General features: G+C 65.8%; 26 protein-coding genes and 1 pseudogene. 13 read left to right on the forward strand and 14 right to left on the reverse strand.

Annotated features, from left to right (window positions below):
• Window positions 1-103: 103 nt before the first annotated feature.
• The gene (locus ACFYXH_RS30385) at window positions 104-715 is read right to left on the reverse strand and encodes a hypothetical protein (RefSeq protein WP_389569542.1); all 612 of its coding nucleotides are present in this window, start codon (window positions 713-715) and stop codon (window positions 104-106) included.
• 310 nt (window positions 716-1025) lie between these two features.
• Here ACFYXH_RS30385 and ACFYXH_RS30390 point away from each other — a divergent pair, with 310 nt between their 5' ends.
• Window positions 1026-1706: a DUF899 family protein gene (locus ACFYXH_RS30390; protein WP_389569545.1), complete on the forward strand. Its 681-nt coding sequence runs from the start codon at window positions 1026-1028 to the stop codon at window positions 1704-1706.
• A gap of 27 nt (window positions 1707-1733) precedes the next feature.
• Here ACFYXH_RS30390 and ACFYXH_RS30395 read toward each other — a convergent pair whose 3' ends face one another.
• Together ACFYXH_RS30395 and ACFYXH_RS30400 are read right to left on the reverse strand one after the other, a co-directional pair.
• Complete coding sequence (locus ACFYXH_RS30395) at window positions 1734-2300, reverse strand: hypothetical protein (RefSeq protein ID WP_389569548.1); 567 nt, start codon at window positions 2298-2300, stop codon at window positions 1734-1736.
• 122 nt (window positions 2301-2422) lie between these two features.
• A complete protein-coding gene (locus ACFYXH_RS30400) occupies window positions 2423-2872 on the reverse strand; it encodes a DoxX family membrane protein (protein ID WP_389569551.1) in 450 nt (149 codons plus the stop codon).
• A gap of 178 nt (window positions 2873-3050) precedes the next feature.
• On the opposite strand from ACFYXH_RS30400, the gene ACFYXH_RS30405 reads away from it, so the two are divergent.
• The 4 genes from ACFYXH_RS30405 to ACFYXH_RS30420 all read left to right on the forward strand — a co-directional run bounded on the left by ACFYXH_RS30405 (window position 3051) and on the right by ACFYXH_RS30420 (window position 7542).
• On the forward strand, window positions 3051-4283 hold the full coding sequence (locus ACFYXH_RS30405) for an amidohydrolase family protein (RefSeq protein WP_389569554.1): 1233 nt from the start codon (window positions 3051-3053) through the stop codon (window positions 4281-4283).
• Window positions 4284-4644: 361 nt separating this feature from the next.
• On the forward strand, window positions 4645-5565 hold the full coding sequence (locus ACFYXH_RS30410; RefSeq protein ID WP_389569556.1) for an FkbM family methyltransferase: 921 nt from the start codon (window positions 4645-4647) through the stop codon (window positions 5563-5565).
• Window positions 5566-5852: 287 nt separating this feature from the next.
• A complete protein-coding gene (locus tag ACFYXH_RS30415; RefSeq protein ID WP_389569560.1) occupies window positions 5853-6764 on the forward strand; it encodes an alpha/beta fold hydrolase in 912 nt (303 codons plus the stop codon).
• Between the two features lie 40 nt (window positions 6765-6804).
• Window positions 6805-7542 (forward strand): MerR family transcriptional regulator, encoded by a 738-nt coding sequence (locus ACFYXH_RS30420; RefSeq protein ID WP_389569563.1) that lies wholly within the window; start codon window positions 6805-6807, stop codon window positions 7540-7542.
• A 336-nt stretch (window positions 7543-7878) separates the two neighbouring features.
• On the opposite strand, the gene ACFYXH_RS30425 is transcribed toward ACFYXH_RS30420, so the two are convergent.
• From ACFYXH_RS30425 to ACFYXH_RS30450, 6 genes are all read right to left on the reverse strand, one after another.
• Complete coding sequence (locus ACFYXH_RS30425; RefSeq protein WP_389569566.1) at window positions 7879-8643, reverse strand: glycosyltransferase family 2 protein; 765 nt, start codon at window positions 8641-8643, stop codon at window positions 7879-7881.
• 5 nt (window positions 8644-8648) lie between these two features.
• Window positions 8649-9437, reverse strand: a complete 789-nt coding sequence (locus ACFYXH_RS30430; RefSeq protein ID WP_389569569.1) for a GntR family transcriptional regulator — start codon at window positions 9435-9437, stop codon at window positions 8649-8651.
• Between the two features lie 610 nt (window positions 9438-10047).
• Complete coding sequence (locus ACFYXH_RS30435) at window positions 10048-14061, reverse strand: hypothetical protein (RefSeq protein ID WP_389569572.1); 4014 nt, start codon at window positions 14059-14061, stop codon at window positions 10048-10050.
• Window positions 14062-14667: 606 nt separating this feature from the next.
• Window positions 14668-14880 (reverse strand): hypothetical protein, encoded by a 213-nt coding sequence (locus ACFYXH_RS30440; protein ID WP_389569575.1) that lies wholly within the window; start codon window positions 14878-14880, stop codon window positions 14668-14670.
• A 387-nt stretch (window positions 14881-15267) separates the two neighbouring features.
• The gene (locus ACFYXH_RS30445; RefSeq protein WP_389569578.1) at window positions 15268-15987 is read right to left on the reverse strand and encodes a helix-turn-helix transcriptional regulator; all 720 of its coding nucleotides are present in this window, start codon (window positions 15985-15987) and stop codon (window positions 15268-15270) included.
• Window positions 15988-16003: 16 nt separating this feature from the next.
• Complete coding sequence (locus ACFYXH_RS30450) at window positions 16004-16936, reverse strand: alpha/beta hydrolase (RefSeq protein WP_389569580.1); 933 nt, start codon at window positions 16934-16936, stop codon at window positions 16004-16006.
• Between the two features lie 572 nt (window positions 16937-17508).
• Between ACFYXH_RS30450 and ACFYXH_RS30455 the strand changes: the two genes are divergently transcribed.
• Window positions 17509-18045, forward strand: coding sequence for a hypothetical protein (locus ACFYXH_RS30455; protein WP_389569583.1), 537 nt, complete (start codon window positions 17509-17511; stop codon window positions 18043-18045).
• Between the two features lie 194 nt (window positions 18046-18239).
• Here ACFYXH_RS30455 and ACFYXH_RS30460 read toward each other — a convergent pair whose 3' ends face one another.
• The 4 genes from ACFYXH_RS30460 to ACFYXH_RS30475 all read right to left on the reverse strand — a co-directional run bounded on the left by ACFYXH_RS30460 (window position 18240) and on the right by ACFYXH_RS30475 (window position 20031).
• Window positions 18240-18782, reverse strand: a complete 543-nt coding sequence (locus ACFYXH_RS30460) for a DinB family protein (protein WP_389569585.1) — start codon at window positions 18780-18782, stop codon at window positions 18240-18242.
• A 317-nt stretch (window positions 18783-19099) separates the two neighbouring features.
• Window positions 19100-19321, reverse strand: coding sequence for a hypothetical protein (locus tag ACFYXH_RS30465; protein ID WP_389569588.1), 222 nt, complete (start codon window positions 19319-19321; stop codon window positions 19100-19102).
• 26 nt (window positions 19322-19347) lie between these two features.
• The gene (locus tag ACFYXH_RS30470) at window positions 19348-19674 is read right to left on the reverse strand and encodes a DUF6233 domain-containing protein (RefSeq protein ID WP_389569590.1); all 327 of its coding nucleotides are present in this window, start codon (window positions 19672-19674) and stop codon (window positions 19348-19350) included.
• Window positions 19675-19680: 6 nt separating this feature from the next.
• Entirely contained in the window at window positions 19681-20031 is a 351-nt protein-coding gene (locus ACFYXH_RS30475) for a hypothetical protein (RefSeq protein WP_389569593.1), read from the reverse strand.
• 235 nt (window positions 20032-20266) lie between these two features.
• On the opposite strand from ACFYXH_RS30475, the gene ACFYXH_RS30480 reads away from it, so the two are divergent.
• Both ACFYXH_RS30480 and ACFYXH_RS30485 read left to right on the forward strand, forming a co-directional pair.
• Complete coding sequence (locus ACFYXH_RS30480; RefSeq protein ID WP_389569596.1) at window positions 20267-20773, forward strand: cupin domain-containing protein; 507 nt, start codon at window positions 20267-20269, stop codon at window positions 20771-20773.
• A 386-nt stretch (window positions 20774-21159) separates the two neighbouring features.
• A complete protein-coding gene (locus tag ACFYXH_RS30485) occupies window positions 21160-21711 on the forward strand; it encodes an enoyl-CoA hydratase/isomerase family protein (RefSeq protein ID WP_389569599.1) in 552 nt (183 codons plus the stop codon).
• 371 nt (window positions 21712-22082) lie between these two features.
• On the opposite strand, the gene ACFYXH_RS30490 is transcribed toward ACFYXH_RS30485, so the two are convergent.
• Window positions 22083-22343: a hypothetical protein gene (locus ACFYXH_RS30490; RefSeq protein ID WP_389569602.1), complete on the reverse strand. Its 261-nt coding sequence runs from the start codon at window positions 22341-22343 to the stop codon at window positions 22083-22085.
• Window positions 22344-22583: 240 nt separating this feature from the next.
• On the opposite strand from ACFYXH_RS30490, the pseudogene ACFYXH_RS30495 reads away from it, so the two are divergent.
• From ACFYXH_RS30495 to ACFYXH_RS30515, 5 genes and pseudogenes are all read left to right on the forward strand, one after another.
• Window positions 22584-22793: pseudogene (locus ACFYXH_RS30495) on the forward strand (LacI family transcriptional regulator); the annotation flags it as partial.
• A 690-nt stretch (window positions 22794-23483) separates the two neighbouring features.
• Complete coding sequence (locus tag ACFYXH_RS30500; RefSeq protein WP_389569605.1) at window positions 23484-24215, forward strand: hypothetical protein; 732 nt, start codon at window positions 23484-23486, stop codon at window positions 24213-24215.
• A gap of 516 nt (window positions 24216-24731) precedes the next feature.
• Complete coding sequence (locus ACFYXH_RS30505; RefSeq protein WP_389569607.1) at window positions 24732-24872, forward strand: DUF6959 family protein; 141 nt, start codon at window positions 24732-24734, stop codon at window positions 24870-24872.
• A 420-nt stretch (window positions 24873-25292) separates the two neighbouring features.
• Entirely contained in the window at window positions 25293-26402 is a 1110-nt protein-coding gene (locus ACFYXH_RS30510) for a toll/interleukin-1 receptor domain-containing protein (protein ID WP_389569610.1), read from the forward strand.
• 242 nt (window positions 26403-26644) lie between these two features.
• Window positions 26645-26836: a hypothetical protein gene (locus tag ACFYXH_RS30515; RefSeq protein ID WP_389569611.1), complete on the forward strand. Its 192-nt coding sequence runs from the start codon at window positions 26645-26647 to the stop codon at window positions 26834-26836.
• Window positions 26837-26928: the final 92 nt, after the last annotated feature.

The following is a 26928-nucleotide window of genomic DNA, read 5'->3' on the forward strand; positions in this document are numbered from 1 at the left end:
CACCCCGATTCACGGATCGAAGCACATGCAGTCGACAGGGGTGATGGGAACTACCGGGTGGTGGTACTGGGCACGTCATTCGTCCGTGAAGAGGATGGCAGCGTCACAGGTGCATCATCGACAACAGCTCAGGGCTCCTCATACCGGACGACACCTGAGGTTGGTGGTGGTGGCCCGGCTTCATCCATCCCGCCGCTTCTGCGGCGGCGACGGCGTCTGCCTCAGCTGCATCCGCCGTGGCGTTCAATGCCGCGTTCGTTCCCATGCCTTCCTTCCCCGCGGCGTCTGCGGCGGCCTGGGATGCCTTGAGGGCAGCGCGATTGGCAGCAACAGAGAGATCGCCGGCGCCGTCGTGGAGCTGACCCATCTGGGCGGCAAGAGCGCCGGCGGCAGCGGCGTTCCTTGCACAGCGGGCGTCTGCCGCAGGGTCAGGGGCACTCTCTGAGAGCGTGGCGACGGCTTGAGCGGACAGGCGGGCGGCATGGGCGGCCTTCCAGGCGACCTCCCTGCCCGCCGCTTCGTCTTCGTGCTTCTCGTCGGGGCTGCGTTGTTCGATGTAGTGGCTGATGGCCGCGGCGCGAGCTGCGGCACTCCGGGTGCGTGCAGCGTGACTCTTCCTGAGGGCCTCCTCAGGGGTGGCCGCTGTCGCCTCCTGGGCATGGGTGGCGCGGGCTTCTGAGGGGTTCACATGCTCATCGTCGTTGCGTGCGCTCATTGCCATCTCCTTGCCTGCCAGGGCGATGGTGCGGCCTGATCGAGTACCCGTCGATGGCCTCGGACATTGCGCCGCGGGCCGGGAGCGACAAGCAACGGGCGTCCGGCAGGGTGACACGTAGGGCGCCAACAGACCAGAGCTATCCCGCTGGAATTAGGGGGCGTTTCCGGTGGATCTTGGTTGATCCATAGGAGTGCACTGGCCAGGTCCTTGTCGTTTCGCTGCCTGGCGAGTCCTGTGCGCAGGCATACGGTGGTGGGCCAGAGCAGATGGTGGGCACCAGACAGCCGCTAGGCCGCCGGGGGTAGCGATGCGTCAAACCAATCTCACTGGGGAGTCGGCCCCATACGTCAGCGCCCGTGAGGAGCTGCGGCAAGCCGAGATCGAGCTGATGCGCCATCGTGAACGCGTCGCCGACCTGCGTCGCCGGTTGCCGCTGGGCCCTGTCGTCGATGACTACGTGTTCGAGGAGGGCCCTGCTGATCTGCAGGCTGGTGACGCGCCGGCGCAGACCGTGCGCCTGGGTGAACTGTTCACTCGGCGCGGGCGTGACCTGGTCGTCTACCACCTCATGTATGGCAAGAAGCAGACCGAGCCGTGCCCCATGTGCACGATGTGGCTCGATGGGTTCAACGGAGTGGCCCACCACGTCGCGCAGAACGTCGACTTCGCGATCGTCGCCGCGGCCGACCTGCCCTCGCTCCGCGCGCACGCCCGAAACCGGAAGTGGACGAATCTGCGTCTGCTCAGCGCCGGGTCCAGTACCTTCAAATACGACCTGGGCAGCGAGGACGCCGAGGGCAACCAGGACTCGACGGTGTCGGTGTTCACCCGCGACGACAACGGGTCGGTACGCCACGTCTACTCGGTGCACCCCCGGATGTCCGACGACATCGACCAGCGAGGCATCGACCTGCTCAGCCCGGTATGGCACATCCTCGACCTCACCCGCCAAGGCCGAGACAACTGGCTCCCCGCACTCAGCTATTAGGCCAGGCCGCTCAACAGCTGAACCGGCTCAGGTAGATGTGCCCTCGTCACGGCGGGCGGACGGCAGGAGGAGGTCACGCTCCGGATGCTGCTCTCCCGTCACGCTGCCGTCGACTCCAAGGTCCGATCGAGCCGCTTCATGGAAGTCGTTGATCCCCCGGAACGCGGCGCGGTTCCGGTCGCGCCACTCGTCCAAAGTGCCGTCGATCCTGCCGTTCGCCTGCCAGTCGACTTTGAGCGCTATGGCGTTGAGTTCGTGCGCCGCCTCCACGACGTCATCGCCGCCAAGCAGCATGATCCGTTCGAAGGCCCGTCCGCGTAGCCGACCTGCATCTGACATCTCGGCGAGCATTTCCCGCTCGCTCTTGTCGCTCTCTCGAAGGCCTTCCTTGTGCTCGTAGAGCTGCACCGCCAGGAAGATGCACGACCGCACACTGTCGACGTACCCCTCGTATGCTTCGAGCTTCTTGCTGTCCCAGCGCGTCACCAGCTCGTGCTTCTTGCGCTGCCGCTCCATCGCGTAGTTCGTCAGATGCGTGGACATCGCGCCCAGCAATACAGCGCCTATCGTCACGAGTTGCTCGCCGGTCCCCAACCCATCCCCCCGGTGTAACTCACTCCCAAAAATGACTGGGCGATCTTACGGGTGCGGGTGGTCCGAGGGCGAGGGAGACGCTGAGCCGTCGGAGCCGGCGAGCGAACCGGCGCACGCCACCGCTAGAGGAACAGCCCGAAGGCGTTGTCGAGTGACCAGCGCTGCCAGCTCATGGCGAGAAGCGCTACTGCCGAGATCAGAGCCATCATCAGGTTCTGCCCCTGCTCCGCCCAGTCGTGGATCATCAGCACGAGGTAGATCAGGTTGAGCACCATCCCGCCGACGAGGGCGATCGGGCTCAGGAAGCCCACGATCAGACCGAGACCGAGAGCCATCTCCGCGTACGCGACGAGGTACGCCATCAGCCGGGGGTGGGGCTTCACGATGTGGTTGAAGCCTTGCCGGACGACAGGCCAACGATGCCTGGCCGCGACGCCCGCCGCCCATGTGATGCCGCCGCCGGCGAACCAGTCCTTCTTGTCCTTGTGGCGCCAGCTCTCCAGCCACCACAGGCCGAGACCGATACGGAGGACCGCGAACCACTCGGCCCCGCTGAGCCAGATCGTTTGCATTCTGCTCCCTCTCACCCACATTGAACTGACGGATCGTCAGTTCAGCGGACGTTGCTCAATCTCGCAAGGGGTGGAGTTCTCGGCCCCTCCTTGTCGTCGAGGGGGTGAGCCCATAACCTCAACCTGATGGTCCGTCAGATATGAGCCGGGTGAACCGGCAGGCAGTTGGGGGTACAGCGTGGTTGGCATTGCGAGCGGTACCAGGGAACTCCCCAAGGTCATCAGCGTGGACGATCACGTGATTGAGCCCGCGCATCTCTTCGAGACCTGGCTTCCGGCGAAGTATCGCGACAGGGGGCCGAAGCCCTTCACCGCCGGAATCGGCGATCTGGAGTACATCGGCGGGAAGTACCGGTTCACCACCGACCCGGAGGGTCAGATCACCGACTGGTGGGAGTACGAGGGCCTGATCTTCCCGTACAAGCGCATCATCGCGGCCGTCGGCTTCTCCCGCGATGAGATGACGCTTGACGGCATCACGCGGGAGCAGATGCGGCGCGGGTGCTGGGACCCGAAGGCCCGGTTGGAGGACATGGACCTCAACCACGTCGAGGCCTCGCTGTGCTTCCCGACGTTCCCGCGCTTCTGCGGGCAGACCTTCGCGGAGGCCAAGGACAAGGAGGTCGGGCTCGCGTGTGTGCGGGCGTACAACGACTGGATGGTGGAGGAGTGGTGCGGTGACAGCGGCGGCCGGCTGATTCCGCTGTGCCTCATTCCGCTGTGGGACATCGACCTGGCGGTCGCCGAGATCAAACGGAACGCGGCGCGCGGCGTGCGGGCGGTGACCTTCAGCGAGATCCCCACCTATCTGGGGCTGCCGTCGATCCACTCCGGCTATTGGGACCCGTTCTTCGCCGCGTGCGAGGAGACCGGCACGGTCGTGAACATGCACATCGGGTCCAGCTCGCAGATGCCGGCCGCGTCGCCCGACGCGCCGCCCGCCGTGCAGGCCTCGCTCTCCTTCAACAACGCCATGGCCTCGATGATGGACTTCCTCTTCAGCGGGGTGCTGGTGAAGTTCCCGCGGCTCAAGCTGGCGTACAGCGAGGGCCAGATGGGCTGGATCCCCTACGCCCTGGAGCGCGCCGACGACGTGTGGGAGGAGCACCGTGCCTGGGGCGGGGTGCGCGACCTGATCCCCGAGCCCCCGTCGACGTACTACTACCGGCAGATGTTCTGCTGCTTCTTCCGCGACAAGCACGGCATCGATTCGATCGAGACCGTAGGCGTCAACAACGCCACCTTTGAGACCGACTATCCGCACGTCGACTCCACGTGGCCGCACACGAAGCAGGTGGCGGCTGATCATGTGGCCAGTCTCCCCGAGGACGTGACCTACAAGATCCTTCGAGGCAACGCGATTCGTATGCTGGAGCTGCCGTTCGACAGGGACCGGTCGGCCACTGCCTGAGAGCTGCACTCGGCTGGAGTCCTAGAATCTGTCTGCCAGCACGGTGAGCCGCCCTCGGCGTCATGGTCCGAGGGCACCAGCGGAGAGGCGAACGGATGCGGAACCCCGGTTCAGCGGCCTTGGTCAGCCTCGGTCGCTGGTATGTCCGTCACGCTCCCGGCTCGATCTACAAAGCCTCGCCGGCTGCGGAGCACCTCAACGCCCGGCTGCGGGACCATCCTCGTCGGCGCGTTACCCGGACCCGGTTCGGTGCCAGGTTCGGCGTCGATACGCAGGCGGGTGACGCCTCGAAGCGGTCCGGCTGCGGTCGCCAGACGGAGGTGCAGCCGCGCCTCATCGCGTCGGAACGAGAGGCGATCGCATGACGGACCGCGCTTCGGAACTGCTCGTCACGCTCGCCCGCGGGTACGTAAGGCAGGCTCCCGGCTCGCTGTTCAAGGGAGCGATCGCCGCGCATTACCTGAATCCCCGCCTGCGCGATCACCCTCGTCAACGGGTGGTCGACGCTGGGTTCGAGGCCAAGTTCGCCGTCGACACCCGGGACCTGATTCAGCGGTACATCTACATGTACGGCGCCTGGGAGCCGCACATGATGCGATGGCTCGCGAGTCGACTTCGGGCCGGAGATGTCTTTGTTGATGTTGGTGCGAACCTTGGCTTTCTGAGCGTCTACGGCTCCCGGCTGGTTGGGGGAACGGGCCGGGTGGTGTCGATCGAAGCGTCCCCTGTCTTCCATCGGCGGGTGCTCCAGCACGCCGAGCTCAACGGGTGCGACAACATCCGTGCGGTCAACGCCGCGGTCTCGGACAGCCTCAAGACGCTCACCTTCGTCCTCGCGAGCTCACGAAACATGGGCGCGAACAGCATCGTGCCGTGGGACGGACCGGCGGAGTCCACCTTCGAGATGGAAGCGCGTCCGCTGCCCGAGCTCCTCCAGCCGGACGAGATTGCACGAGCTCGTGTGATCAAGATCGATGTGGAGGGCGCGGAAGGCGGTGTCGTCCGCGGGCTTGCCCCGATGCTCGACGAGCTGCGTCCCGACGCGGAGATCACTGTGGAGGTGACTCCGGAGCGCATGGAGCAACTGGGCGACTCCGTGGATGAGTTGCTGGAGACGATGCGCAAGCACGGCTTCTACACCTACCGCTTGGCCAACGACTACGCGCCGGAGAGCTACCCGAGTGCCCTACGCCGGCCCAAGCCTCCAGTGCGATGGCGCGGGCCGGTCACAGCCGAAAGTGATCTGATCTTTTCCCGAGTCGACGCCGAGATACTGATGTGACTCGGCCTTTCCGCGGGTGGCTTCGGACTCGGAGTGACATGGGTGTACCAGCGAGGACGCACACGCCGGACCGGTATTCGGCCGGCTGCAGGCCCCGGTGCGGCCTTCGGCCCTCGGCGTGGACCGGCATCAGTCTCGCTGCATTGGCAGCGGGGACGTTGAAGCCGCAGCGGCCCCGCCCACCTACGAGGGCGATCCGGGCGGCGCGTTGAACAATTGCGCACCTTTCGGGTGCGGTGGCGGAAGGGGTTGACCCTGCCCCTGCGTCAGGGTTGGAGCCTGGCCGCATGACGAACAACAGCACTTCCTCGGTTCGGCTCGCGCCGCCGATCGGAGGGTTCCAGGAGATCGACGGCCGCCGCATTTTCGTGCATCGGTCGGGCAGCGGCGGCCCGGCCGTGGTGTTCCTGCCGGGCGCCAGCGCGGTCGGGCTGGACTATTTCGGCGTCCAGCAGGGGGTTTCGCAGTTCACCACCGCTGTGGTGTACGACCGCGGCGGCACGGGCTACAGCGATCCCCTCCCGCTGCCGCGCACCGCCGCCGCGGTCGCCACGGAACTGCGCGAGCTGCTGCGCGCCCAGCACATCGCCGCCCCATACGTTTTGGTGGCGCACTCCCTCGGCGGCTTCTACGCGCATCGGTTCGCGCAGCTCTACCCGCAGGACGTGGCCGGGTTGGTCTGGTTGGACGCCCTCCACCGCGACTGGGACGACTTCATGCCTTCCGCGGCAGGTCTGGCCGCGGTCGAGCGGATGGCACCTGATCGGGAGCAGCTGGAACGGATGCGCCCGGCCCTGCGCGAGATGCACGCCGAGTTGCACGCGGACTACCCGGAGCACGTACGGCAGGCGCTGATCGATGCCAAGGTGAGTGATGAATGGACCCGCGTCGGCATCGCCGAGCGCACCAAGTTGGCCGAACTCGCCACCGAACTGCGGGCCGGGCCACACATTCCCGACGTCCCGGTGGTTGCTCTCTCCGTGGTGGGCATCGACCCCGCCCAGCTGGCGCTGACGTCGGAGCGGACTTTGCAAGAGATGAATGACGCCAAGACGAGAATGGACGCGGCCCTGGTGAGCGCGGTCTCGCACGGGGAACAACGCATCATCTCCGACACCAGCCACCACCGGCTCTGCTTCGACCGTCCCGATGCCGTGGTCCAGGCGATCCGCGACGTCGTCGACCGAGCTCGCCCCTAGACTCGGCACGACCACGTTGCACGAAGACCCGAGGAGGACGGTGCTCACGATCAGCCAGCTCGCGGCAACCGCCGGAGTGACCGTGCGCACCGTTCGCCACTACCACCACGTCGGCCTGTTGCCCGAGCCCGAGCGCGATGCCTCCGGCTACCGCCGGTACAGCGCGCAAGCGGCGGTGGATCTCATCCGGATCAGGACCCTCGCCGATGCCGGGGTGCCACTGGCCCGTATCGACGCGCTGTTGCATGCGCAACCAGCCGAATTCGCCGCGGCCGTCACCGACATCGACGCCGCGTTGCAGCGCAAGATCGACCAGCTCACCGAATACCGCCGCAGGATCGCCGAACTGGCCGGCGGCGAAAGCCTTGTCCTGCCCCCCGAGGTGGTCGCCATCCTGAACCGGATGCGCAGTCTCGGGGTCAGCGAACGGAGGGTACGACTCGAGCGCGACTCGTGGATCCTGATGCAGGCACTGGACCCGCACGTCATGCCGCAGCGGATACGGGACAAGAACGCCGGTTTCGACGACCCCGAGACGACGCGCCTGTATCTCGCCTGTGATCAATCAGTCGACTGGGATCCGCACGATCCACGCCTGGACCGGCTCATCGACGACCTGGACGCATGGGAGATCAAACACGAACGGGACAGCAACCGGGCAGGGTACCTGAAGCTGGTCTCCTCCCGGATCTCCGAGGCATCACCGGCATGGCAACGCATCGTCGATGCGCTCGCCCACCGCGCCAAGCAGCGCCGACCCGTCGGGCAGGACAGCTGACAGGCACAGCAGAACCCGAGAACCGCCCCGGCCGACCGGTCGGACGATCTTCACCGTGGACACAGGCCATGGACCAGCGCGAGCCGCTCGCCCACCTCTCACACCATGCCTGTGACCAGCAACTTCAAGATGCACTCTCGGCTTCTACGCCTGCCTGGTCAACGACTGCGCCCCGGAGAGCTACCCGGCTGCCCTGCGTTCCCCCCGAGTACCGGTTCGCCGGCGAGGGCCGGTTTCCGACGAGAGTGACCTGATCTTCTCCCGGGCTGACGCCGAAACGCTTCCCTGACATGACACGGCCCGGCTCTCTCGACCGAGAGAGCCGGGCCGCGAAGCTCATCGGGCGTCCGTGACGGGGTGGCGCCACCGGAAGTGCGACAGCGCCCGAGCCCTCGCTTCGACGACTGCCATGCGGGCGTCACGCTCGGCGGCATCGGTGTGCGTGGCCTGGCCGGTCGCCTGCCCAGGCCACTTGCGGTACAGCAGTCCCACCTCGGGCGAGAACCAACCGCGGCTGGTGGAGTTCAGGGCGAGCAGAAGCCCCGTGTCCTCTGAGGCGGGAAGAGCCATCCAGCCGCCGAGCGCGAGAAGCAGTTCGCGGCGAACGAACAGCGTCGCCGGGTGAACCTGTGCGCGGAAACCATTCGCCTTCCAGAAGTCGAGCACGGCCCCCCGCTCGATCGGTCCAGCTTCGGGGTCCCCGGGAAAGCCCGCCGTGGAGCCGTCGGGCAACAGATCCAGTACGCGCGATGTCGACCAGCCGATCGCGGGGTCACCTTCGAGCGCGGCCAGATCGCGGGCCAGCGCACCCGGGGTCAGTTGGTCGTCGGCGTCCAGGACCTTGACGTACTCGCCGTCTGCGTGGGCGAGAGCCATGGTCCGGGCGACGCCGGGGCCGCCGGGGCGCCCCTGCTTGAAGGTCACGCGGTCGTCGTCGGGGACGTGGGGAGCGACCTCGTCGCTCTCGCCGTCCTCCTGGATCAACCAATGCCACTCCCATCCGTCGGGGAGCTCCTGCTCGCAGAGAGACTTGTACGCGTCCGGCAGGAACGGAGCGGATGGCGGGTGGACAGCAGTGATGATGACGACGCGCCGAAGCACGGCACTCACCACCTTTCCAGATGAGTGGTGAAGAGCATTTCCGTGCGGTCACCAGGCAGCGTGATGTCGGATACGTCCACGACGCGGTCATTGATGTCGAACGAGGTCTTCCGGAGAACCAGGACCGACGTCCCTGGCGGCAGCTCCAGCTCATCCGCCTCTTCCGGTGTGGGTGGGCGGGCGGTGACGCGTTCCTCGACGCGGTCCACTTCGATTCCCACGGTGTAGAGCTGGTTCTGTGTGCCGCCGGGCCACGGTTCTTTGGTGTCGTCCAGGAGGTCCGGGTTCTCCTCGACCAGGGCGCGGACGATGTAAGAGGTCACCAGGTTGAGGGGGGCGGTTTCGGCGGCGTACCTCGTCCGGTAGGTGCGCTCCAGGAGGGGCGTGCCCTCGGGGACCCCGAAGGTCTCCGCAAGTTCCTTGTTCGCCTTGGTCTCGCGATACGCCGCGTAAAAGACGAGGTCGTCCATCTGCAGGCCGGTGTCATGCTCGGTCGCGCCCGTCTCCAGCCTCTTGGCCTCCGGCTCGCGCGCGCGGCCCTTCTCCCACTGGTGCCGGACGTTGTCGCGCAGCACCGTCGTGCGGGGCCGACGCACGAAGTTGCCGCGGCCGTGCTGCTTCTCGATCAGCCCTTCGTTCTGCAGCAGTCGAAGTGCGTTCTGGATCGTCGGGACGCTCTTCCCGTACTGCTCCGCGAGTTTGGTCTCCGCGGGAAGTCGGTCGCCGGGCTCCAGCTGACCAGCGCGGATGGCTTGGCGGAGGTCATCCGCGATCCGCTCGTACACCTTTGCCACTGATCCTCACCGTTCTCTGTCGCCTGACGGGGCTCAGCCTATGACTCCTAAAGAGGTCTTGACGAGTGGGGAGAGCGGACCGTCGCGCCGCGGCGGAGGGCCAGTGCCACCGGCGCCAGCGCGGTACTGGCGTTCCTGCGGGACTGAGGCCGGCCGCTTCGAACAGCAGCGCAAGCTTTCCAAGCCTTTTCACGGTTGTCACACCTGAAAACCTGGAAGGTATCGCGCGTGCGGCTCTGGGCACCGAACATCGCCTCGTGGGCGTATCGAGACTCCGAGGCGGAAGCAAGAAGAGCACAGCCGCGCGCGATTCATCGCTGAAGTCAGGAAAGCTCTCGCCTCTCCACCTGCGCCGAATGAATAACAGGCTCCAGCAGGAGGATGGGATTCCTTGCCCACCTCCCAGGACCTCATAGAGGACCGCGGGCTTTGCACACCCCTATCCCGCTGTTGATGTTCTCCGCAGGACATGGAAGCGCCCGACCGCTGGCGACGGGGGATGCACCAGCGATCGGGCTGTAGCCAAGAGTAACAAGGCTGCTTGTACGGCGGGAACCGACTGCTCAGCCGCAAGAGGCGTTGTGATCGGGATCACGCAATGCGTGCTCCGCTACTGGTCGCACGGAGGCTCGTACGAGAGGCGGGGCAGATACTCGTGCCATTTCGCCGGCGTCAGAACGCCCCGAGTGGTCGAGCAAATGCGACGAATGGCCTCGTCGACGTCGAGGTTCCACAGCCGGACGGTATCGGCGCCGCTCGATACTCCGAGCATGTGGCTTTTGGGACTGAACGACAAGAAATTGCCCGTCTTGGCGTTGGGGCTCATCGATTGACCAATGGGAGCGGCCTTGGACGGATCGGCCACGTTCCAGAGCCGGACCGTGTTGTCGTTGCCGCCGCTCGCCATGGTGCGGCCGTCCTGGCTGAACGTCAGCGACACGACCGCTTCGGTGTGGCCTGTGAGGGGGGAGCTCAGCCGGGTTGCCTTGAGGGGGTCGGTGATGTTCCAGAGCCGGACCGTGCCGTCGTCGCTGCCGCTGGCCAATGTATGGCCGTCGGGGCCGTAGGAGAGCGCGTTGATGGGTCCGAGATGCCCGGTGAGAGGTGCGCCGAGTTGGGCGGCATGACGTGGGTCGGCCACCTTCCAGAGCCGGATGGTGTCGTCCGCGCTGCCGCTGGCGAGAGTGCGGCCGTCCGGGCTGAAGACGAGAGAATTGACGTAGCCCTTGTGGCCGTTGAGCGGCTTGCCGAGCGGACGAAGGTGGGACGGGTCGCTGCTGTTCCACAACTGAATGGTGCGGTCCTCATGGGCGGTTGCCAGCGTGCGCCCGTCCGGGCTGAATGCCAGCGCGTCGGGGCCCGCGAACCGTGTCCGCAGTTCGACGGGCGGCCCGTAGGAGACAGGCCGAGTCGGGTCGTTGACGTTCCACAGCTGCACCGCGCGGCTTCCCGTCAGCACCGCGAGTGTGTGGCCGTCGGGGGAGAACGCCAGTGAACGCACGTCACCCTTCCCGGGCATGAACGGTTTGCCCAGCGACGCGGGCCGTTCGGGAGTCGCCACATTCCACATCCGAACCCTTCCGTCGCGCGCGGCCGTGGCCAGCACCTGCCCATCCGGGCGGAACGCTCCGATGCGGCCGATCATGTCCGACGTCGGTATCGACCACAGGCGGACCTTGCTGTCACCGCTCCCGGTGGCGAGCGTTCGGCCGTCGGGGCTGAAGCCCACGGCGTACATCTCGCCACTGCTCCCCGCGAGAGGCTCGCCGACCTGCGACGGATATGCCGGATCGCTGACGTTCCACAGGCTCGCCGTACTGTCTGCGCTGCCGGCGGCGAGCATGGTTCCGTCGGGGTTGAAGGCGACTGACCATACGGGACCGGTATGGCCGGTGAGAGGCGCGCCGAGCGGCGTCGCGTGACGTGGATCGGCCACGTTCCAGAGCCGGATGGTGTCGTCCGCGCTGCCGCTGGCGAGGGTTTGGCCATCGGGGCTGAAGGCCACGGAGTGCACCGTGTCCGTGTGGCCGGTCAGCACTGTGTCGATCCGCGTCGGATGACGCGGATCGGCCATGTCCCACAGCCTGGTCGTGTCATCGTCGCCACCGGCTGCCAGCGTCCGTCCGTCAGGGCTGAACGCCATGGAGCGCACGGCGGCGGTGTGGCCGGTCAACGCACCGAGCGCCTTCGGCCGGCGCGGGTCGCTCATGTCCCACAGGCGAACGGTGTGATCTTCATTGGCGGAGGCCAGAGTGTGTCCGTCCGGGCTGAAGGCGAGCAGGTAGACCGTGCCGCCATTGCGGGTCAAGGGCGCGCCGAGCGGGCGCGGGTGGTGGGGATCCTGCACGTTCCACAGCCGGACCGTGCCGTCGTCCGAACCGCTGGCGAGGGTGCGGCCGTCGGGGCTGAAGACCGCGCTGCTCACCCAACTCGTGTGGCCGGTGAGGGGCTTGCCCAGCTGTTTGGGCCGAGTCGGGTCCGACACGTCCCACAGTCGAACGGTCCGGTCGTAGTTGGCGGTGGCCAGGAACCGCCCGTTCGGACTGAACGAGGTGAGGTACACGGCGCCGGCGTGGCCGAGAAGCGGTGTGGCCAGCGGCGCGTTCACGATCGAGATCAGCCGATTGTTCGCGCCCTCGTCGTTCGGCCGCAAGCGGTGAGCCACCAGGTCGAGTTGAGCGGACAACGACGGGTCCGTGTACTGGACGCGATCGGCTTCGGCGACCACCTGCTCGAACACCGCATCGTTCCGCTGCTGCCACGCGACCACCGCCGAACCGACGGCCAGGATCGCCAGGACGACCAGAGCCGACACCGCACCACGGCTGATCCAGACTGTGCGCTTGCGCAGCCTGACCGAAGCAGCCAGGAATTCCACCGCGATCCGGGTCAGGAACGTGTCACCGGCGGATTTCGCCCAGTTGTGGGCCTGCTCCAGACGGGAACCCCGGTAGAGCAGTGACGTATCGCGGTTCGACCCATCCCAGGCTCTGCCGTCCTCTTCCAGCCGCTGGCGCAGCAGATTGCCGTTCCTGTCCTCGTCGATCCAGTCACGCAGGCGTGGCCAGGCGTGGAGCAGCGCTTCATGGGTGATCTCCACGGTCTCCGCGTCGAGTGTCACCAATCGGGCGCTCACCAGTGCTTCGAGTGATTCCTCCGTCTTGTTGGGGTCCGTTGACTCCGCCGCCAGCTGGCGCCGCGTCCCCCGCCTACGGGTCGCCTGCGTGTCTTCGCCCAGTCGGACCAGCCTGAGGAGGAGCAGTCTCGCGGCCGTGCGTGCTGCCGGGTCGAGGCCGGACCAGGCCCGCTCGGCGGTCGCCGCCACCGCTCCCTGGATTCCGCCCGCCGCGCGGTAGCCGGCCAGCGTCAGCCTTCCCGCCTTTCGTCGCTGCCAGGTGGCGAGCAGGGCGTGGGAGAGGAGCGGCAGAACCCCCGCGTTGTGCGCCCCGCGCGGGCCGTCAGCGCTCAATTCCCGGACGATCAGTTCCGCCAGCCCCGGTTCGAGTTCCAGGCCCACGGCCTTGGCCGGGCCGGTCACCGCTTCGCGCAGCTCCGTGGTGGTCAGCGGCCCGAGCACCATGTGCCGGTGTTGCAGCGCGTCGGCCAGTTCGGGATACCCGAGGCATTGCTCGTAGAAGTCGGCGCGTATGCCGAGGACTACGAGCACGGGGGCTGGGTCACCGGGGCCGGGGGGCGAGCACGCAGCGTGGAGGAGCTGGATGAAAGTGCGCCTGCGCGCCTCGTCGGAGCAGAGGGTGAATGCCTCCTCGAACTGATCGACGATGACGACCGGACGGGCGGCGGAGGATGTCTCGCGTTGCGCCCATGCCGTAACGGCCTTCCTCACCACGTGCGCGAATTGCGGAGTACCGGGCTCCTTCGCCGCCGGTTCCTCCGCGGCAGAGACGACGTGCGCGAGCTCAGGGATCCGGCGGGTCAGCTCCGCGAGAGGATCGCCTCCCGGCGCGAGCTGCAGAACCCCCCTTGCCCGGCTGTTCTCGTCCCCCAGTGCGCCGTTCTGCAATGCGGGCACCAAGCCGGCGTTCAGCAGGGAGGATTTTCCCGCACCTGAGGCGCCCACGAGCATGACCAGGCCACCCGCCTTCTCCGCTGCGCGGAGCTGAGCAATGAGGGCATCCGTGCTCCGCTCGCGGCCGAAGAACCACCGGGCGTCTTGCTGACGGTACGAAGCCAGCCCCCGGTATGGGCACACACCGGGGACGGTCGGGGTTTCGACCGGGGGTTGTTCCTCCGCTTCTGCGGATGTGGCGGCGCGGTCGCTGACCGGGTCGGCGACCGCGCGCTCCCATAGGCGCTGCCACTGGGCCAGGTCGTACAGGCCCGTGGACACCGGCGCGGGTCGCGAGCGCCGTGCTTCGGGGATCAGGATGTGCAGCACCACTGCGAGGGCGGCGAACTGGGCAGGCACGTTCTTGGCCCGTCGCCAGTCGCTGATCCGCTGAGCGGACACCCGCACTGGCCGCCCTTGTTCGTCGACCCGCTGAAGCCGGACGACCGCCTCGGCCACGCGCTTGAGGGGAGGGTTGCCAGCCTCCTTGTACAGCAGCGCGAGACGTTCCGCGAAGGCTGTGCGTGCCCCTGAGTCGGAACTCAAGGTCTCCACCCCTTACTTCCCCCGTACCTGGGCATCCGGACCGGAAAACTCACTTTATATGGCTGACCTGCGGAAAAGTCGTTGGCCCGGTGCCGGAACCTCCTCGGCGGGAGCCGCAGCTGGCAGGATCTCGACGCAGTAGCGCATCGTCGGGCGTCGCCCGGAGATGCCACCAGCTCAGCGCTCGGAGAGACAACTCATGACGCCACATGTTCTCGGTCATCTTCCATCGGAGTTACGAGACGGTGGCGACGGTCTCGTCGCGTGAGTGTGAGAGATCCGTGGAGTCAGTCCCATCCGGACTGCTATCGCGTCGACCACGGGTCCGGCCTTTCCTCGATCCGCGCCGTACCGGCGCGGATCGATGCCGCCCGTATGGTTCGGCACCGGTCCCCACGAGGGGAGGGACTGGTGCCGTACGACGCGGCGTGTGGAGGCTGTGCAGGCCGGTATGCGGTGTCCGGCGGCAGCGGTCGCACGCCGCTCACAAGCAGCCAACGGCAGTCGATCACCGCGGTGGGCCGCGAATTCCAGTTCGTCGACTGACAGATGGCCACCGGCGCACCCGGAGCGGAGCCTCCGTCGGGACAGCCGACTATCGACCGGATGCCACAGCTACGTGTACTTCCACCACTGGTCCGCCTGGTCCGCCGAAGCACGGTCCACTTCGGCGTAGTACTGATCGGCGTCAAAGTGGAACTCTGGAGGCGCTGCCTCGCCAGACGGGACCTCCCAGTCGGACCACTGCACGATATCCCCGAACCGCTGCACGAACACGGACAGGAAGCCGCAACAGCCACCCGTGCACTCGGGTTCCCCCAACAACACGCGTCGCCCCTCGGTGCTCGCGCGCAAGGGAGAGGACCGGTCAGTAGGGAGCGCCTCATCCACAAACGGCCCCCGACCGCCATCGCCGACCACCTCTGTTACCACGTCTTCGCCATCGACCCGAATTCGCAACTGGGCGGGCCATCGAGGCCCGGGCGGCAATGCACTGATCTCAAGTCGGTTGAACATCAAGAACCACCCTACGGCGAGCCCCGACTGCCGCAGCCGCCCTCCCTAAGGCCCCTGAACGGTGCTGTCGTCGGCTGCCCGAACCAGGATGCTGGCCAACTACGAATCGAGATGGCCATCTACCGGTCGACATCACATGGCCACACCCTGATGATCGCTTCAAGGGAGGTTCGCCGGGTTGGTGGTGCCTTCAGATCCTCATGGTGGGGGTGTGAGTGAAGCCAGCGCCATGGGCTGCATTGCACCGGCGGCGGCCGAGCCGAGCAGCAGTTCGGTCAGGTCATGGGGCTGCGCTTGCTCACTGGTTGGAGCCGCTGCGGCGATCCGGTCCAGCCGGAAGCCCCGGCCGGCCCGCCGTGTGCGGCACCAGGCGATGAGGTACCACCGGCCGTCGGCGGTGAGCAGTCCGGCCGGTTCCACTACGCGGTCGCTTTCGCGTCCTGCCGCATCGACGTAGGACAGCCGCAGCACCGCGTTTGTGGTGAGGGCCTGTTCCACTGCGGTGCGGACCGCGGAGTCGGTCCGCGACGGCAGCGCAACGATTCGTGCGGCGAGTTCCTGGACCGCTGCCGAGGCGGGACCGTTCATCGAGACCACGATCTTCTGGGCTGCCGTGCGGGCCGCACCGGCAAACGGGGCGGAGGCGTTGGCCGCGGCGAGCGCGGTGGCCAACGCCGAGGCCTCATCGGCGGTGAACCGGATCGGGGGCATGGTCATCTCCGGGTCGATCGACCAGCCCCCGCCTCGCCCGGGTGTGGTGCGCACCGGGACACCGGCCTCCATCAGCGCCTGAAGGTCGCGCTGCACCGTGCGCGTGCTGACCTCGAATCGTGCGGCGAGCGCCGCGACCGTCAGCGGCCGCGGCGCCGCCGCGCGCAACTCTTCGACCAGTGCATAGAGCCGAGCAGTGCGGTTCATGATGCCGACGCTACCGTCACGCTGTGGCCAGGAAGTCCCGCTCACGCCGCAGTTCCCGCTCGGTGATGGTCAGGGGGAACAGGGTGAAGCCGTGCATCGCGCCGGCGACGACGCCGAGCTGCACGGGCGCTCCTGCCGTCTGCCACCGTTGGGCCAGAAACAGTGAGTCGTCCAGCAGCGGATCCTCGGTGCCGACGACGATCCGGGCGGGTGGCAAGCCGACCAGGTCGGCGAACAGGGGCGAGACCTCAGGGTCGCGGCGCTGCTCCGCCCCCATCTCTGGTGTGAACAGCTCATAGCTGCCCCGCACCGTGTCGGTATTGCTCAGCAACCGCTTGGATCCAAACGATCGCTGGCTTGGTGTCATCGACAGGTCGTACGGTCCAAAGAGCAGGTGGACCGCCCGGAACGCGCCAGTGATGCCGTGCCGGTCGCGAAGGCGCAGCAACGTCATGACGCTCAGGTGGGCGCCGGCCGATTCGCCACCGATCAGCAGCCGTTGTGTACCGAACTCGACTGCGGCGTGGTCCACGAGCCACCGGGCCGCGGCTTCGCAGTCGTCGGGTCCGGCGGGGAACGGGTGTTCCGGCGCGAGGCGGTACTCGATGCTCACCACGGCCAGCCGTGCCTGCTCGGCAAGGTGCCACAGCCTCTCATCCTGGCCGCCCGCCGAGCCGAATGCCCAGCCACCTCCGTGTATGTGCAGGTATACGCCGTCGACGCGGTCTGGCACGAACGCCCGGACTTTCACCCCGCCCGCAGCGACGCGGTCTTGGCCCTGCGGCAGTCTCACCGGTGGCGTGTTGCCGCCGAGCCGGTTACGCCGCAGGGTTGCCAGCACGGTTGCGTCCGGCGTTTCCCCGCGAGTTGGGCGGCTCGCGGCAGTGGCCTCGAATTGCTTGTTGAACGCCAGGGTCTCGGCGAGGCAGTCCTCATCGGTGATCGTCATGCTGTCGACAGTCGTACCTGTCCGCGACAACGTCCTGTCACCGTTTCCTGGTGACCTGCGTCATGGCCCTGTCGCGCTGCCAACCATCCCTGTCCAGCGCATGACTGGCGCATCGTCCCCAGCCGACGTCGGCGCCCGGCTGTGACCAGAATCGGTCACCAGGTAGGTATTGACCGGCCTCGCGTCAGTTCTTTCTGAGCGTCGGTTGGATGTGATGACACGTCCGATCGGTGGGGGGAGGCGGGATGGCACAGCCGGTGAGGGTACGCAGGCCCGATAGGTGATGCCGAGATGACTGAGCCACATGGCGCTGGACTCCCAGCCGCCGTGCGGGCCGGGCCAGATGAGAATTTCAGCGAGACATGACACTTTTCAGCGAGAGCTGTCACCGCTCCAAGGCGGGGTTGGCGATCACTGAGGAGCACCTGCCAGTGCCCGTGCCAGATTGCGGTGGTGATCCGCGCCGAGATCGCCGGCCATTTCCCGGGCTTGAACGTGTTTCTGCGGCCTGCCGCGGCCGAATAATTCCAGGACGAGGGCGCCGGGGGGCGTCCGACTGGAATGAGGTGGGCATGGACGCGGCACTGGTGGGGGCGGTCTGCGGGTTCATGGGCACTGCAGTTGGAGCGGCCGTCGGCTACTTCGGACCGCTTCAAGTGGAGCGGCGCCGACAGCAAGCCGAACGGAACATCAGGGCGGAGAACCAGACCACATTGGACCTCGACAGGTACGTTCGTGCCCGCGTCGTTGCTGATGTATGGCTGGATCTTCTCCGGCGCGCCCATCTCGACGCGGTGCTTCGGCGGCTCAATCTTGATCAGTTCGAAGCAGAGGCCACACGTCATTCAGAGGAGCTCCGACTGCGGCTGACGGAACTCGCGCACCTCGGAGTTACGAGTGCAGGAACCCTGGATCTCTTTGGCATGCTTCGGTCCGCAACGCATCACATCATGAAGATTGAGTCGCTCACCGGAGATGAGAGGCATCGAGTCATCCTCGACGCTGACGAACTCATCAAAGGCTGCGTGGCTGAACGCAACGCTTGGGCACTGTCTCTACTTGATCGTGTCAGCCACCGGACAGGTCTGGAGCTAACACCCCCTGCGTAACAGGACCCCCGTCCAGGCCGGCACACACGACAACGTGCCTCACGTCCCTCAGCCATCCATAGCGCACTGAGCAGCGCTAAGGCTGGGGGCTGCGGTCGATGAGCGGTGCCAGGTAGGCCGCGTACTCGTAGAGCCGTAGTACATGATCTCCCCACCCTGCGAGTGATCTTGATCGGTGTGTCGGGATGCAGTGATCATTGGCCTACTCGGCCGTCGATCCGCTCGCGCAGGAGGTCGGCGTGGCCGCAGTGTCGCGCGTACTCCGCGATCTGCGCCACCAGGACGTCGCGAAGCTGCTCGTCCCCACCGGGTTCGGGGCCGAGGTCGGAGAAGCCGGCGTTCCGGGTGCCGAGGTCGGTGACGCCGGCCAGGTACCGGTCGGTGAGTTCCACCTCTGCCCGCCACTGTCGCCAGGCGTCCTCCGCGACCGCCGGGTCGGCGATCGCGCCGTTGAAGTCACCGTCGCGGTCTTCGTCGGTGCGGTACAGCTTCGGCGCGTCCTCGCCGGCCATCACCCGGCGAAGGTGTCGTTCCTCCTCGGCCATGTGCCGCACCAGTCCGAGCAGGGACATCGTGGACGGCGGTACGGAGCGCCGGGCCATCTGTTCGGCGTCCAGGCCCGCGCATTTCATTTCCAGGGTGAGGCGGTAGTGGCGCAGGTTGTCGAGCAGGATGCTGCGTTCATCGACAGCCTCGACATCGGTCTCGCGCGGGTCGTCGTCCGGATCAACCCACATGTCGGGATAGATGGTTGACTGCGTCCATCGAGTCTCTGCTGATTGATTGATGTGCTCACCCTCGTCCATGGGGGGCATCGTCGCGGGCATCAACACTGTCCGCCACCAAATATTGGGCATCTGCGTCAGCCGGCGGCCGGCCAACCGCGTCCCGCCTCCGGCCTACTGCGCGAGCTGCGGCGCCGTCACGGCCGACGCCAGTCAAGCCCGCGCATGGACTGGTATCCCGGAATGTTGGCCGCAGGTTGGCCGCGCAGAGCCTCGCCGACCTACCGGCGGAACGGTCGCGGCGTCTGTTGCACTGCACCGCGGAGGGCTCATGGAGGACCGTCCGGCTGGTACTCGTGCGCCCCGCCGCCGACCCATTCGACCCACGTCGGGTCATCCAGGAGATCCTCGGCGTCGGGCAGGCCTGCTTGGCGGAGGAATTCCAGCAGGTCCCGGTCGGAGTGGGCCAGGCCCATGTTCTGGTCCCGCACGGTGACCCGCCGGCCGCCGGTTGCCGAGATCCGGTGGACGACGATCGGTGTGCCTGTCATGCCTCCAGGTCGCGACGGGTGGCCGGTCACAGCATGCCGAGGTCTCGGTCGGGGCGGCAGACCGTGCAGGGTTCGACGTGCGCGGCGAGGGCGGCGAGTGCCTGCTCGCGGCTGATCGGCTTGGCCCGCGGTGCCCCGCCATGGGTGCAGTCCCCGGCATGGACGGCAAGGGCGTGTCGCCCGCCACGGCTCATCTCGATCTTCCACTCCGGAGGTCGTGAGGGTATGTGGGCAGCGCGCAGGGCTCGGTCCTCCTCCTGCTCCAGCCAGCGTTTGGTCTGCTGGAGCTGTTGCAGCTGGACCCGCTCCAGGAAGCGCAGAAGCTCCAGACGGGACGGTGGGCGCTCGGCCATGACGGTCTACGCCGCCTTGCCCTCGGCCCGCTCGTGGACGTGCTTGAGCGCCATCCGCGCATCGACCACGTCCGCCGTCAGGGTCGCCCAGTACGGATGCGTGCTCACCGTGACCGACAGATCCAGCAGCCGCCGACGCAGCCGCTCCTCCTCTGCTGCCTGCTCCGCGGTGTAGCCCGGACTGTCCGGAAAGGACACCACCCGGTCGCCGAGTACGTGCTTCTCGCTCGCCCAGCCTGGCTCCGGGGTCACCGACCACGGCAGGGCCCGGCACAGCGCCGCGTACTCCGCACGCGTCCGGTGCAGGTCGAGCTGCGCGGCACGCAGGTCGTCGGGGAAGTCGTACGTTTCAGCCACACCAGAATGGTACGTCTGTTCGATTTCAAGATGCCAGCACCGCGTGGTCGGGTGTGTGCCAGTGAGAGTCGCGGTCGGCCCCGTTCCGTGACGCTCACCGGTGACGGCCACCCGTGGTGGTCACAACGCTGTCGCAACGGCTGCCACGCCGGGCCACTCAGTGGTGCTGGTGACTGAGACATGAGACCGGAATAAAGTCGTAAAAGGTAGTAGGAGCGACATCTGAGAGGCCGTCGTGAAGGCTCTCCGCTTTGTAGTCGAACCGGACGAGGGCAAGTCGATCCGGCTCGGGGGCATCGGGGTCGACTTCAAGATTTGGGCTGAGGAGACCGGTAACCAGTTCTCGATCGTCGAGCACTCGATCGAGCCGGGCCGTCTCGTACCGCCGCATGTGCACAGCCGTGAAGACGAGTTCTCATACGTCCTGCAGGGCCGGGTCGGTGCACGGGTGGGCGACCAGGAGGCCACGGCAGGTCCGGGCTCGTACATCCTCAAGCCGCGAGGGATCCTGCACACCCTCTGGAACGCCGGACCGGAACCGGCGAGGATCCTGGAAATCCTCTCCCCCGCAGGCTTCGAGCGATTCTTCGATGAGATGGACACGATCGCCGAGACTGCGGCCGACCCTGCAGAGTTCGTCCAACGGCGCGCCGATCTGGGCAAACAGTATGGTCTCGAGTTCTCGGACGAGTGGGTCGCTGAACTGACCGACAGGTACCAACTCAAGCTCGTCGGTGAGTAACTGCTCCGATCCAGCAGGATGACGCGGCACGGCTTAGGACTCACCTGTCCACACGGCTCCGGAGGGCCCATGCGTCTCACGCGTTTCAGCAGGTCAAGGACCTGGCGGCCGCCTGCTTGGCTTTGGGCCCCGGGCTCAACCGCTGGTATTCCCGGCGCATCGCCCCAACTCGGCCGTACCGTCCCGCGCATGAGCCAGGACAACACCGCGGCCCGCGAGCCGGATCTCCAGCCTCGACGCCGTCATCTCGGCCATCAACCGGTCCAGGCGCGACTTCGGCAACTGCAGCACTGACAGATGAGCCACCGATTGCCGATTGGCTCCGTGACCTGGCCGCGAAGGCCGGAGGCCCCGGCGATGCCTCCCTGGGAATGCTGTTTCGCAAGATGAGCCAGCTCCCGGCTGTCACCGTCGTCAAGCTGCGCGGCCGTGCCCGGGGAGCGGGCAGTGAGTTCCTCCTTGCCTGCGACATGCGCTTCGCCTCCCGGGAGAACGCCATCCTGGGCCAGCCCGAAGTGGGAATCGGAACACCCCCCGGCGCGGGCGCGATCCAGCACCTCACCCGTCTGCTGGGCCGGGGCCGTGCACTCGAAGCCGTGCTGACGTCGGCGGACTTCGACGCCGACCTCGCCGAACGCTATGGATGGGTCAATCGTGCGGTCCCTGACGCCGAACTGGACGAGTTCGTAGCAGGCATCGCCGCGCGCATGAGCGGCTTTCCCCGCGATGCGCTGATCGCAGCCAAGTCGGCAATCAACGCCATCAGCCTGCCGGCACCTGCCGAAGTGCGCGCAGACGCCGCGCTGTTCCAGCAACTCGTCCGAGGCGAGGGAGTACAGCAGCGCACGGCTGAGCTGTTCAAGCAGGGCTTCCAGACCCGTGGTGCCACCGAACTCGGCCTCGGAGACGCCCTCGGCGACTTGAAGGCCGTCGACTGATGAAGAACTGCCGTGAGGTCGGTGGAGTGGGTTTGGTCGGTGGCCTGCCCGGTCTGGGGTCGAGCATGATTGCCGCGGAGCCGACCGGCACCCCCGCCGGCCCTTCTCCTCAGCACGTGGATCGCTCTAGCCGCGCGACCGGCGGAGCCGGGCCCGGAGCGGGGCGGAGACAGGAGCGTCGGTCCCCGGCGGTGAGCCGGGGCGCGGCGAGCGGAGCGAGCCGCCTTGATGATGTAGGAAACTCTGTCCGCGCGGACCGGCGCGCGCCAGCCGTGAAACGGGCCGGCGCGCGCCAGCTGTGAAACGAACCCCCGGCGAACCGATCGCGACACTGCAGCGCGGACTGACTCGACGCCATGTCCAAGGGCGTACTAGAGCACGATGATCACGACACCTCCGTGGTTGAAGAAGAAGCGGTGGTGGTCGAAGCGGTGATCGGAGCGGTCGAAGCGGTGGTCGGAGCAGTTTCCGCCCCAGTCATCGCGGTCGCCGCACCAGTTGGTGGTCACATGAGTGTGCACGGCAGGGGCTGCTGCTGCGGCCGTGCCTGCTGCGCCGATCGCAGCGCCGCTGGCCATCAGAATGCTGGCCGCGGACACCGCGGCGAGACGCCTCGCGCGTTGTGCTCGCATGATGGATGCACCTTTTCCTCCATCGTCTCGCGCAACTCTCAGCGGCACGAGATGGATAGCCACAGCCGAAGGGGAGGAACGGCGTGGTCGCAGGCGTTGCCTCGCACATACGAGGAGCACGCCCTGCAGCCAAGATCCCCGCCGTACGGGAACCGGCTGAGCGGGGCGTTTCCCCGGGTTGCGGCTCTCCTTTCAGTACGTTGACGGTCCCCTTTTGGATTGCGGGTCGGCGGGAAGTCCGCGAAGGGGCTCGCACCTCACGGGCTGCGCCGCACGGCCAAGACGCGCATGGAGGAGGTCTGTACTCCGCCGAAGCGGATGGATGAGCGCATGGGACACATCGACGGTTCGGTGCAGGCGCGCTACTCGCACATCACTCGGCAGATGCGCGAGGACCTGATGGCCAACCTCACCGCGGAGTGGGAAGCGGCGCTGAAGCATAGAAGGGCCGCCACCGCGAACTGTGAGGCCCTTCGACATCGTGCCCGGCGAGGCGCTGGCGGAGGACATGAGACTCCAACTCGTGAGGAGTTGCCCCCACACGCTTTCCAATGCTGCTGGTCCCCGTTCCTGGTAGTTCAGACCGGTTCAGAACCTGCGTGTCGCCTTCCGCCGGCATGGCCGTGAACGAGCGCGAACTTCCACGGAGACTGCGGTTGAGACTGAGCGACAGGGGCGAGTTCCAGCGGCTGACCTCTGCTTTGGCAGGGGGCGATCGGCGGCGTGCTGCGTGGTGACCTTCTGATCCGGAGCTCTAGCGGGATCGGTCAGTGAGGGTCACACCGGTTGCCACGGTACTCAGCCAGGGCCCTGACGGGTGGGCCCGGTTGCTGAATTGCTGTACCTGCCTGCTGTACGGACTTGCGGTGGGCATCTACGGCTAGTGCGACTACGGGTACGCGACTGCTTCGTCCCCGAAGCAACTCGGACGGGCACTCGAACACATGCACCAGCCCGTCACAACAGTCGCCCGGGCCGTGTCGCGCTGAACGCCTGGCCAAGGCCACAGCGGGGCTGGCGTGGCACGAATCGAGCGACCGAAGATGTCGATACCCGGACGAATCTACCTTTCACGCAAAACACCCCCGAGGTGCTCCACGCACTGGAATGCTTACGGTTAGTCACTCGAGAGAGGTGAATGTGAGCCAGCCTGCAAATGCGCCTGGGGTGCCCAAAGCACTCAATCCACTGTGGATTATCTCGCTGTTCTTAACGGTCTCAGAAGCTGCCGCAGGTACGGCGGCTACTCAAACGCAGGGCTGGTTGCAAGCAGTTCTTGTGCTCTTTTCGGTAGCCTTCCCGGTGGGAGTTGCGTCCGCATTCTTTGCAATCCTTGTACAGCGGCCGTACGTCCTCTACGCCCCCAAGGACTACTCCAAAAATCCGAGCGTACGAGACTTCGTTAACGCCCTAAATACGTCACGTAATCGCAGCGTGGAGAATATGGAGGCCTCTATTCGCTCGGCGATGGAGGAGGTAGTTCCGAAGATGCTCGATGCCAAGATAAGCGCCCTCAGCAGGGACGTTATAGTGGCGGAGGCGATTGAAAGCGCAAGAGAAGACTTCCGTCATCGCTTCATTGAGATTTCCTATGGCCAAATGGACCACGACGTGGCATCTGTGCAAATCCCGGTAGGTGAAGATACCGTCGTGCAGGAATTCTTGAATGAGGCTTGGTCGTTCGCTCCTGAATGGATCCCCCCTTATACTTACGGCGATAAGTGGGTGTTGGTCGATCAAGAGAAGGGCCTCTCTTACCGCAAGATGGGGGCACTCTGGGCCCGCCGTAACGGAAAGGGGTCTGATGACAGGTTGCTTTACAGTACGGGAATTTCAGCGGGGGACATTTTGCATGCCGTGCCGCTCAACTGACTCTGCTCTGCGCACCCGGCAACAGGGTCCTGCCTCCAACCAGTGGCAACAGGTGCCAGCGAGCCGCTGGGATTTTCCCTGCACCCGCTGTTGACCACGGCTTACCGACTCGTCGGGCACGGATCGCGCACGACAGGTGGACACCGCTTCAGAAGTTCGACCGGACAGTCCTCATACCTGCTTGCACCGGGGGCAACGATGCTGCTGGTGGCCGTTCAGTGCTGCGGTTGTTCACCATCGTTGATGAAGCTCTTATAGACCGTCGAAAGGACACCGCCCGGTCGCCGAGTACGTGCTTCTCGCTCGTCCAGCCGGGCTCCGGGCTCACCGACCATGGCAAGGCTTGGCACGGCGCCGCGTACTCGGCACGCGTCCGGTGCAGGTCGACCTGCGCGGCACGGAGGTCGTCGGGGAAGGCGTACGTTTCAGCCACACCAGAATGGTACGTCTGTTCGATTTCAAGATGCGAGCACCACGAGCAGGCCGACTCACGTTGCTTGCCAGGGCGGCTGCTGAGTGCACCTGCCCGGCCGGCGGTTCCCCGGCGTATTGATCCAGGGTGACTCGCTCTCCATCCTCCGCAGCGACGTTGCTGATGTGGTGGAAGCCTTGGGCCAGGGCGACGTGGCAGGGGCCGGGGAAACTCCTGGACCCTGAGCTTGGGAATCACGGGTGGCTCGGGGCTGATTGTGGACGCTGACCTGCGAGAACGGTACTAGACGCCAGCCAATCTAGTGCGCCCTCTCGCTGTTGCTGACCGTGGTGGACTGTCTGTTCCGGTGCGCATCTGGTGCGCGTTTCCTGGGTGCGCACGCTGTGGTTGGCCACGCTGGTTCGCTGCCCCGTGCTGGATCGGGTGCGGAACAGGCAGGTATGCCTATGTGTCCGATCCCCGTAGCCACCAGCCGACAGCACTCTGTGTACGTTCAACATCATCACCATGCCGTACGCGGCAGTACTACTCCTGCATGAGAAGCAACACTGTTGAGTGAAAAGTCCGACTAAGAAGCTGACATCGAACGCCATTGGCTGAAAGGCTGAAGGCCAGTACAGGGCTGATTTTCGAGGGGGACTGGAATGGCAAGCGGGGAACTCGGGGGTCAGAATCCGAACGATGAGACACCTCGCCTCCCAGAAGCATTTATCAGCTATTCTCAAACCGATCGGGACGCTGTTCTCCGTGTGGCGGGCTCCCTTCATAGGCTGGGCTTGAAGGTTTGGCTCGATAGCAAGGAGTTAATTGCAGGGGACAGCATAGTCGAGCAGCTCGGAAGAGCGCTCGAACGTGTCGATCTCTATCTAGTATTTCTGTCTCGGGCTTCTCTTGCGTCAGCATGGGTACAGCATGAACTAAATACTGCGTTAACGATGGAGTTGCGCGGAGGTCGCCCCAAGGTAGTACCCATTCTCTTGGAGAAAGTGGACCTGCCAGGCTCGCTGATTAGCCGCCTTTACATAGACGCTTCCAGATCGCTCGAAGATGCGATTGAGCCTATCCGGCGCGCCATATCGGCATCAGGGTTGCCTGTTGAGGAGATTGCGAAACCAGGGGAGGAGGACCGTGAAGTTTGGCTGGCCAGTGCACGATTTTCTCTTTATGCTGACACTGTCAAGGAATATGGTGGGCTTTCGGCCGATGACTCGAAAAGGGAAGTGAAGGCCGAAGCTTCGACTCTTCTTTCGCAGCTTCGAAAGAAGGCCAATGGGATACTACTCAATTTTATACCCATTTCGGCAATGAGCTTCGATAATCCGGCATTTGCCTTTCCGAACGGACAATTGAGCGAAGCTGTCGTGGATCGCGGAGGGGAACTCGTTGGGTCCATCGGCATGAGAGCCATCCTCGATGTGGATGTGGTGAACCCTGACCCGGAGCTGTTGGAAAGGCTAGTAGCGACCACGCTGAAGAAGACTACGCTTCTCAAAATTGGGTATCAATTCACTATAAATCCACCCATCCATAATCTGCCTCAGAAGGCTTTGGAGAAATTGCGCAATAGGTATCCAATCCTAGGTTGGGACCCTGCGGCCGGTGCGGAAGTCGCACTCAATGACGCAACCGAACTTACGGTCATGGCAACTCCGGGGAGTGTCGGACTTCAACTGGGGACGACGTACTCTTTCCAGCTTGCGGATCGAGTGAAGGAATTCGACGCAAGGGATTTTCTTGCCTGGCTGTTGAGCTAGTTCTCAGCGGTCGGCGAGAACCCTTCTAGCAATCCTGGGTGTCGTGCGCGCACGCTCCCAACGAGGGCCGGGCACTCAGGTCCTTCGCTTTCATTGCGGGCAGGGGACAAGCCTGCCCGAGTAGTCGGCAAGCGTACGGCCCGCCGACCGCCTCGGCCCCTGCCGGCCTTTTCTCTGACGGTTGGTGTCCGCGCTCGGCGCGCCGCCGCCCGGCTGGGGGCAGCAGGGTCCCGCCCAAGCTCATGGATGAGCGCCTCGGGCACGAGGGCGGTTCGGTGCAGGCGCGCTACTCGCACATCACCGCGCGGATGAGGAATCGGCTCATGGATGAACTGACCGAGCAGTGGGAGGAGTCGTTGGAGGCGCGGTTGGCCATGCATCCTCGGTCCCCGGTGCGTGCGCTCGACGCCTTGCTGAGAGCGCGCCAGGGGTGACGCGCGGGGAGTGGATTTCCTTGATCCACTCCCCGTTCACTCCCCAGAAGCCCCGAAGAACGAGTCAGGACCGGTTTCCCGTGAAGGGAAAC

The sequence above is a fragment of the Streptomyces sp. NPDC002730 genome (assembly GCF_042888805.1).
In the GTDB taxonomy this organism is placed as follows: domain Bacteria; phylum Actinomycetota; class Actinomycetes; order Streptomycetales; family Streptomycetaceae; genus Streptomyces.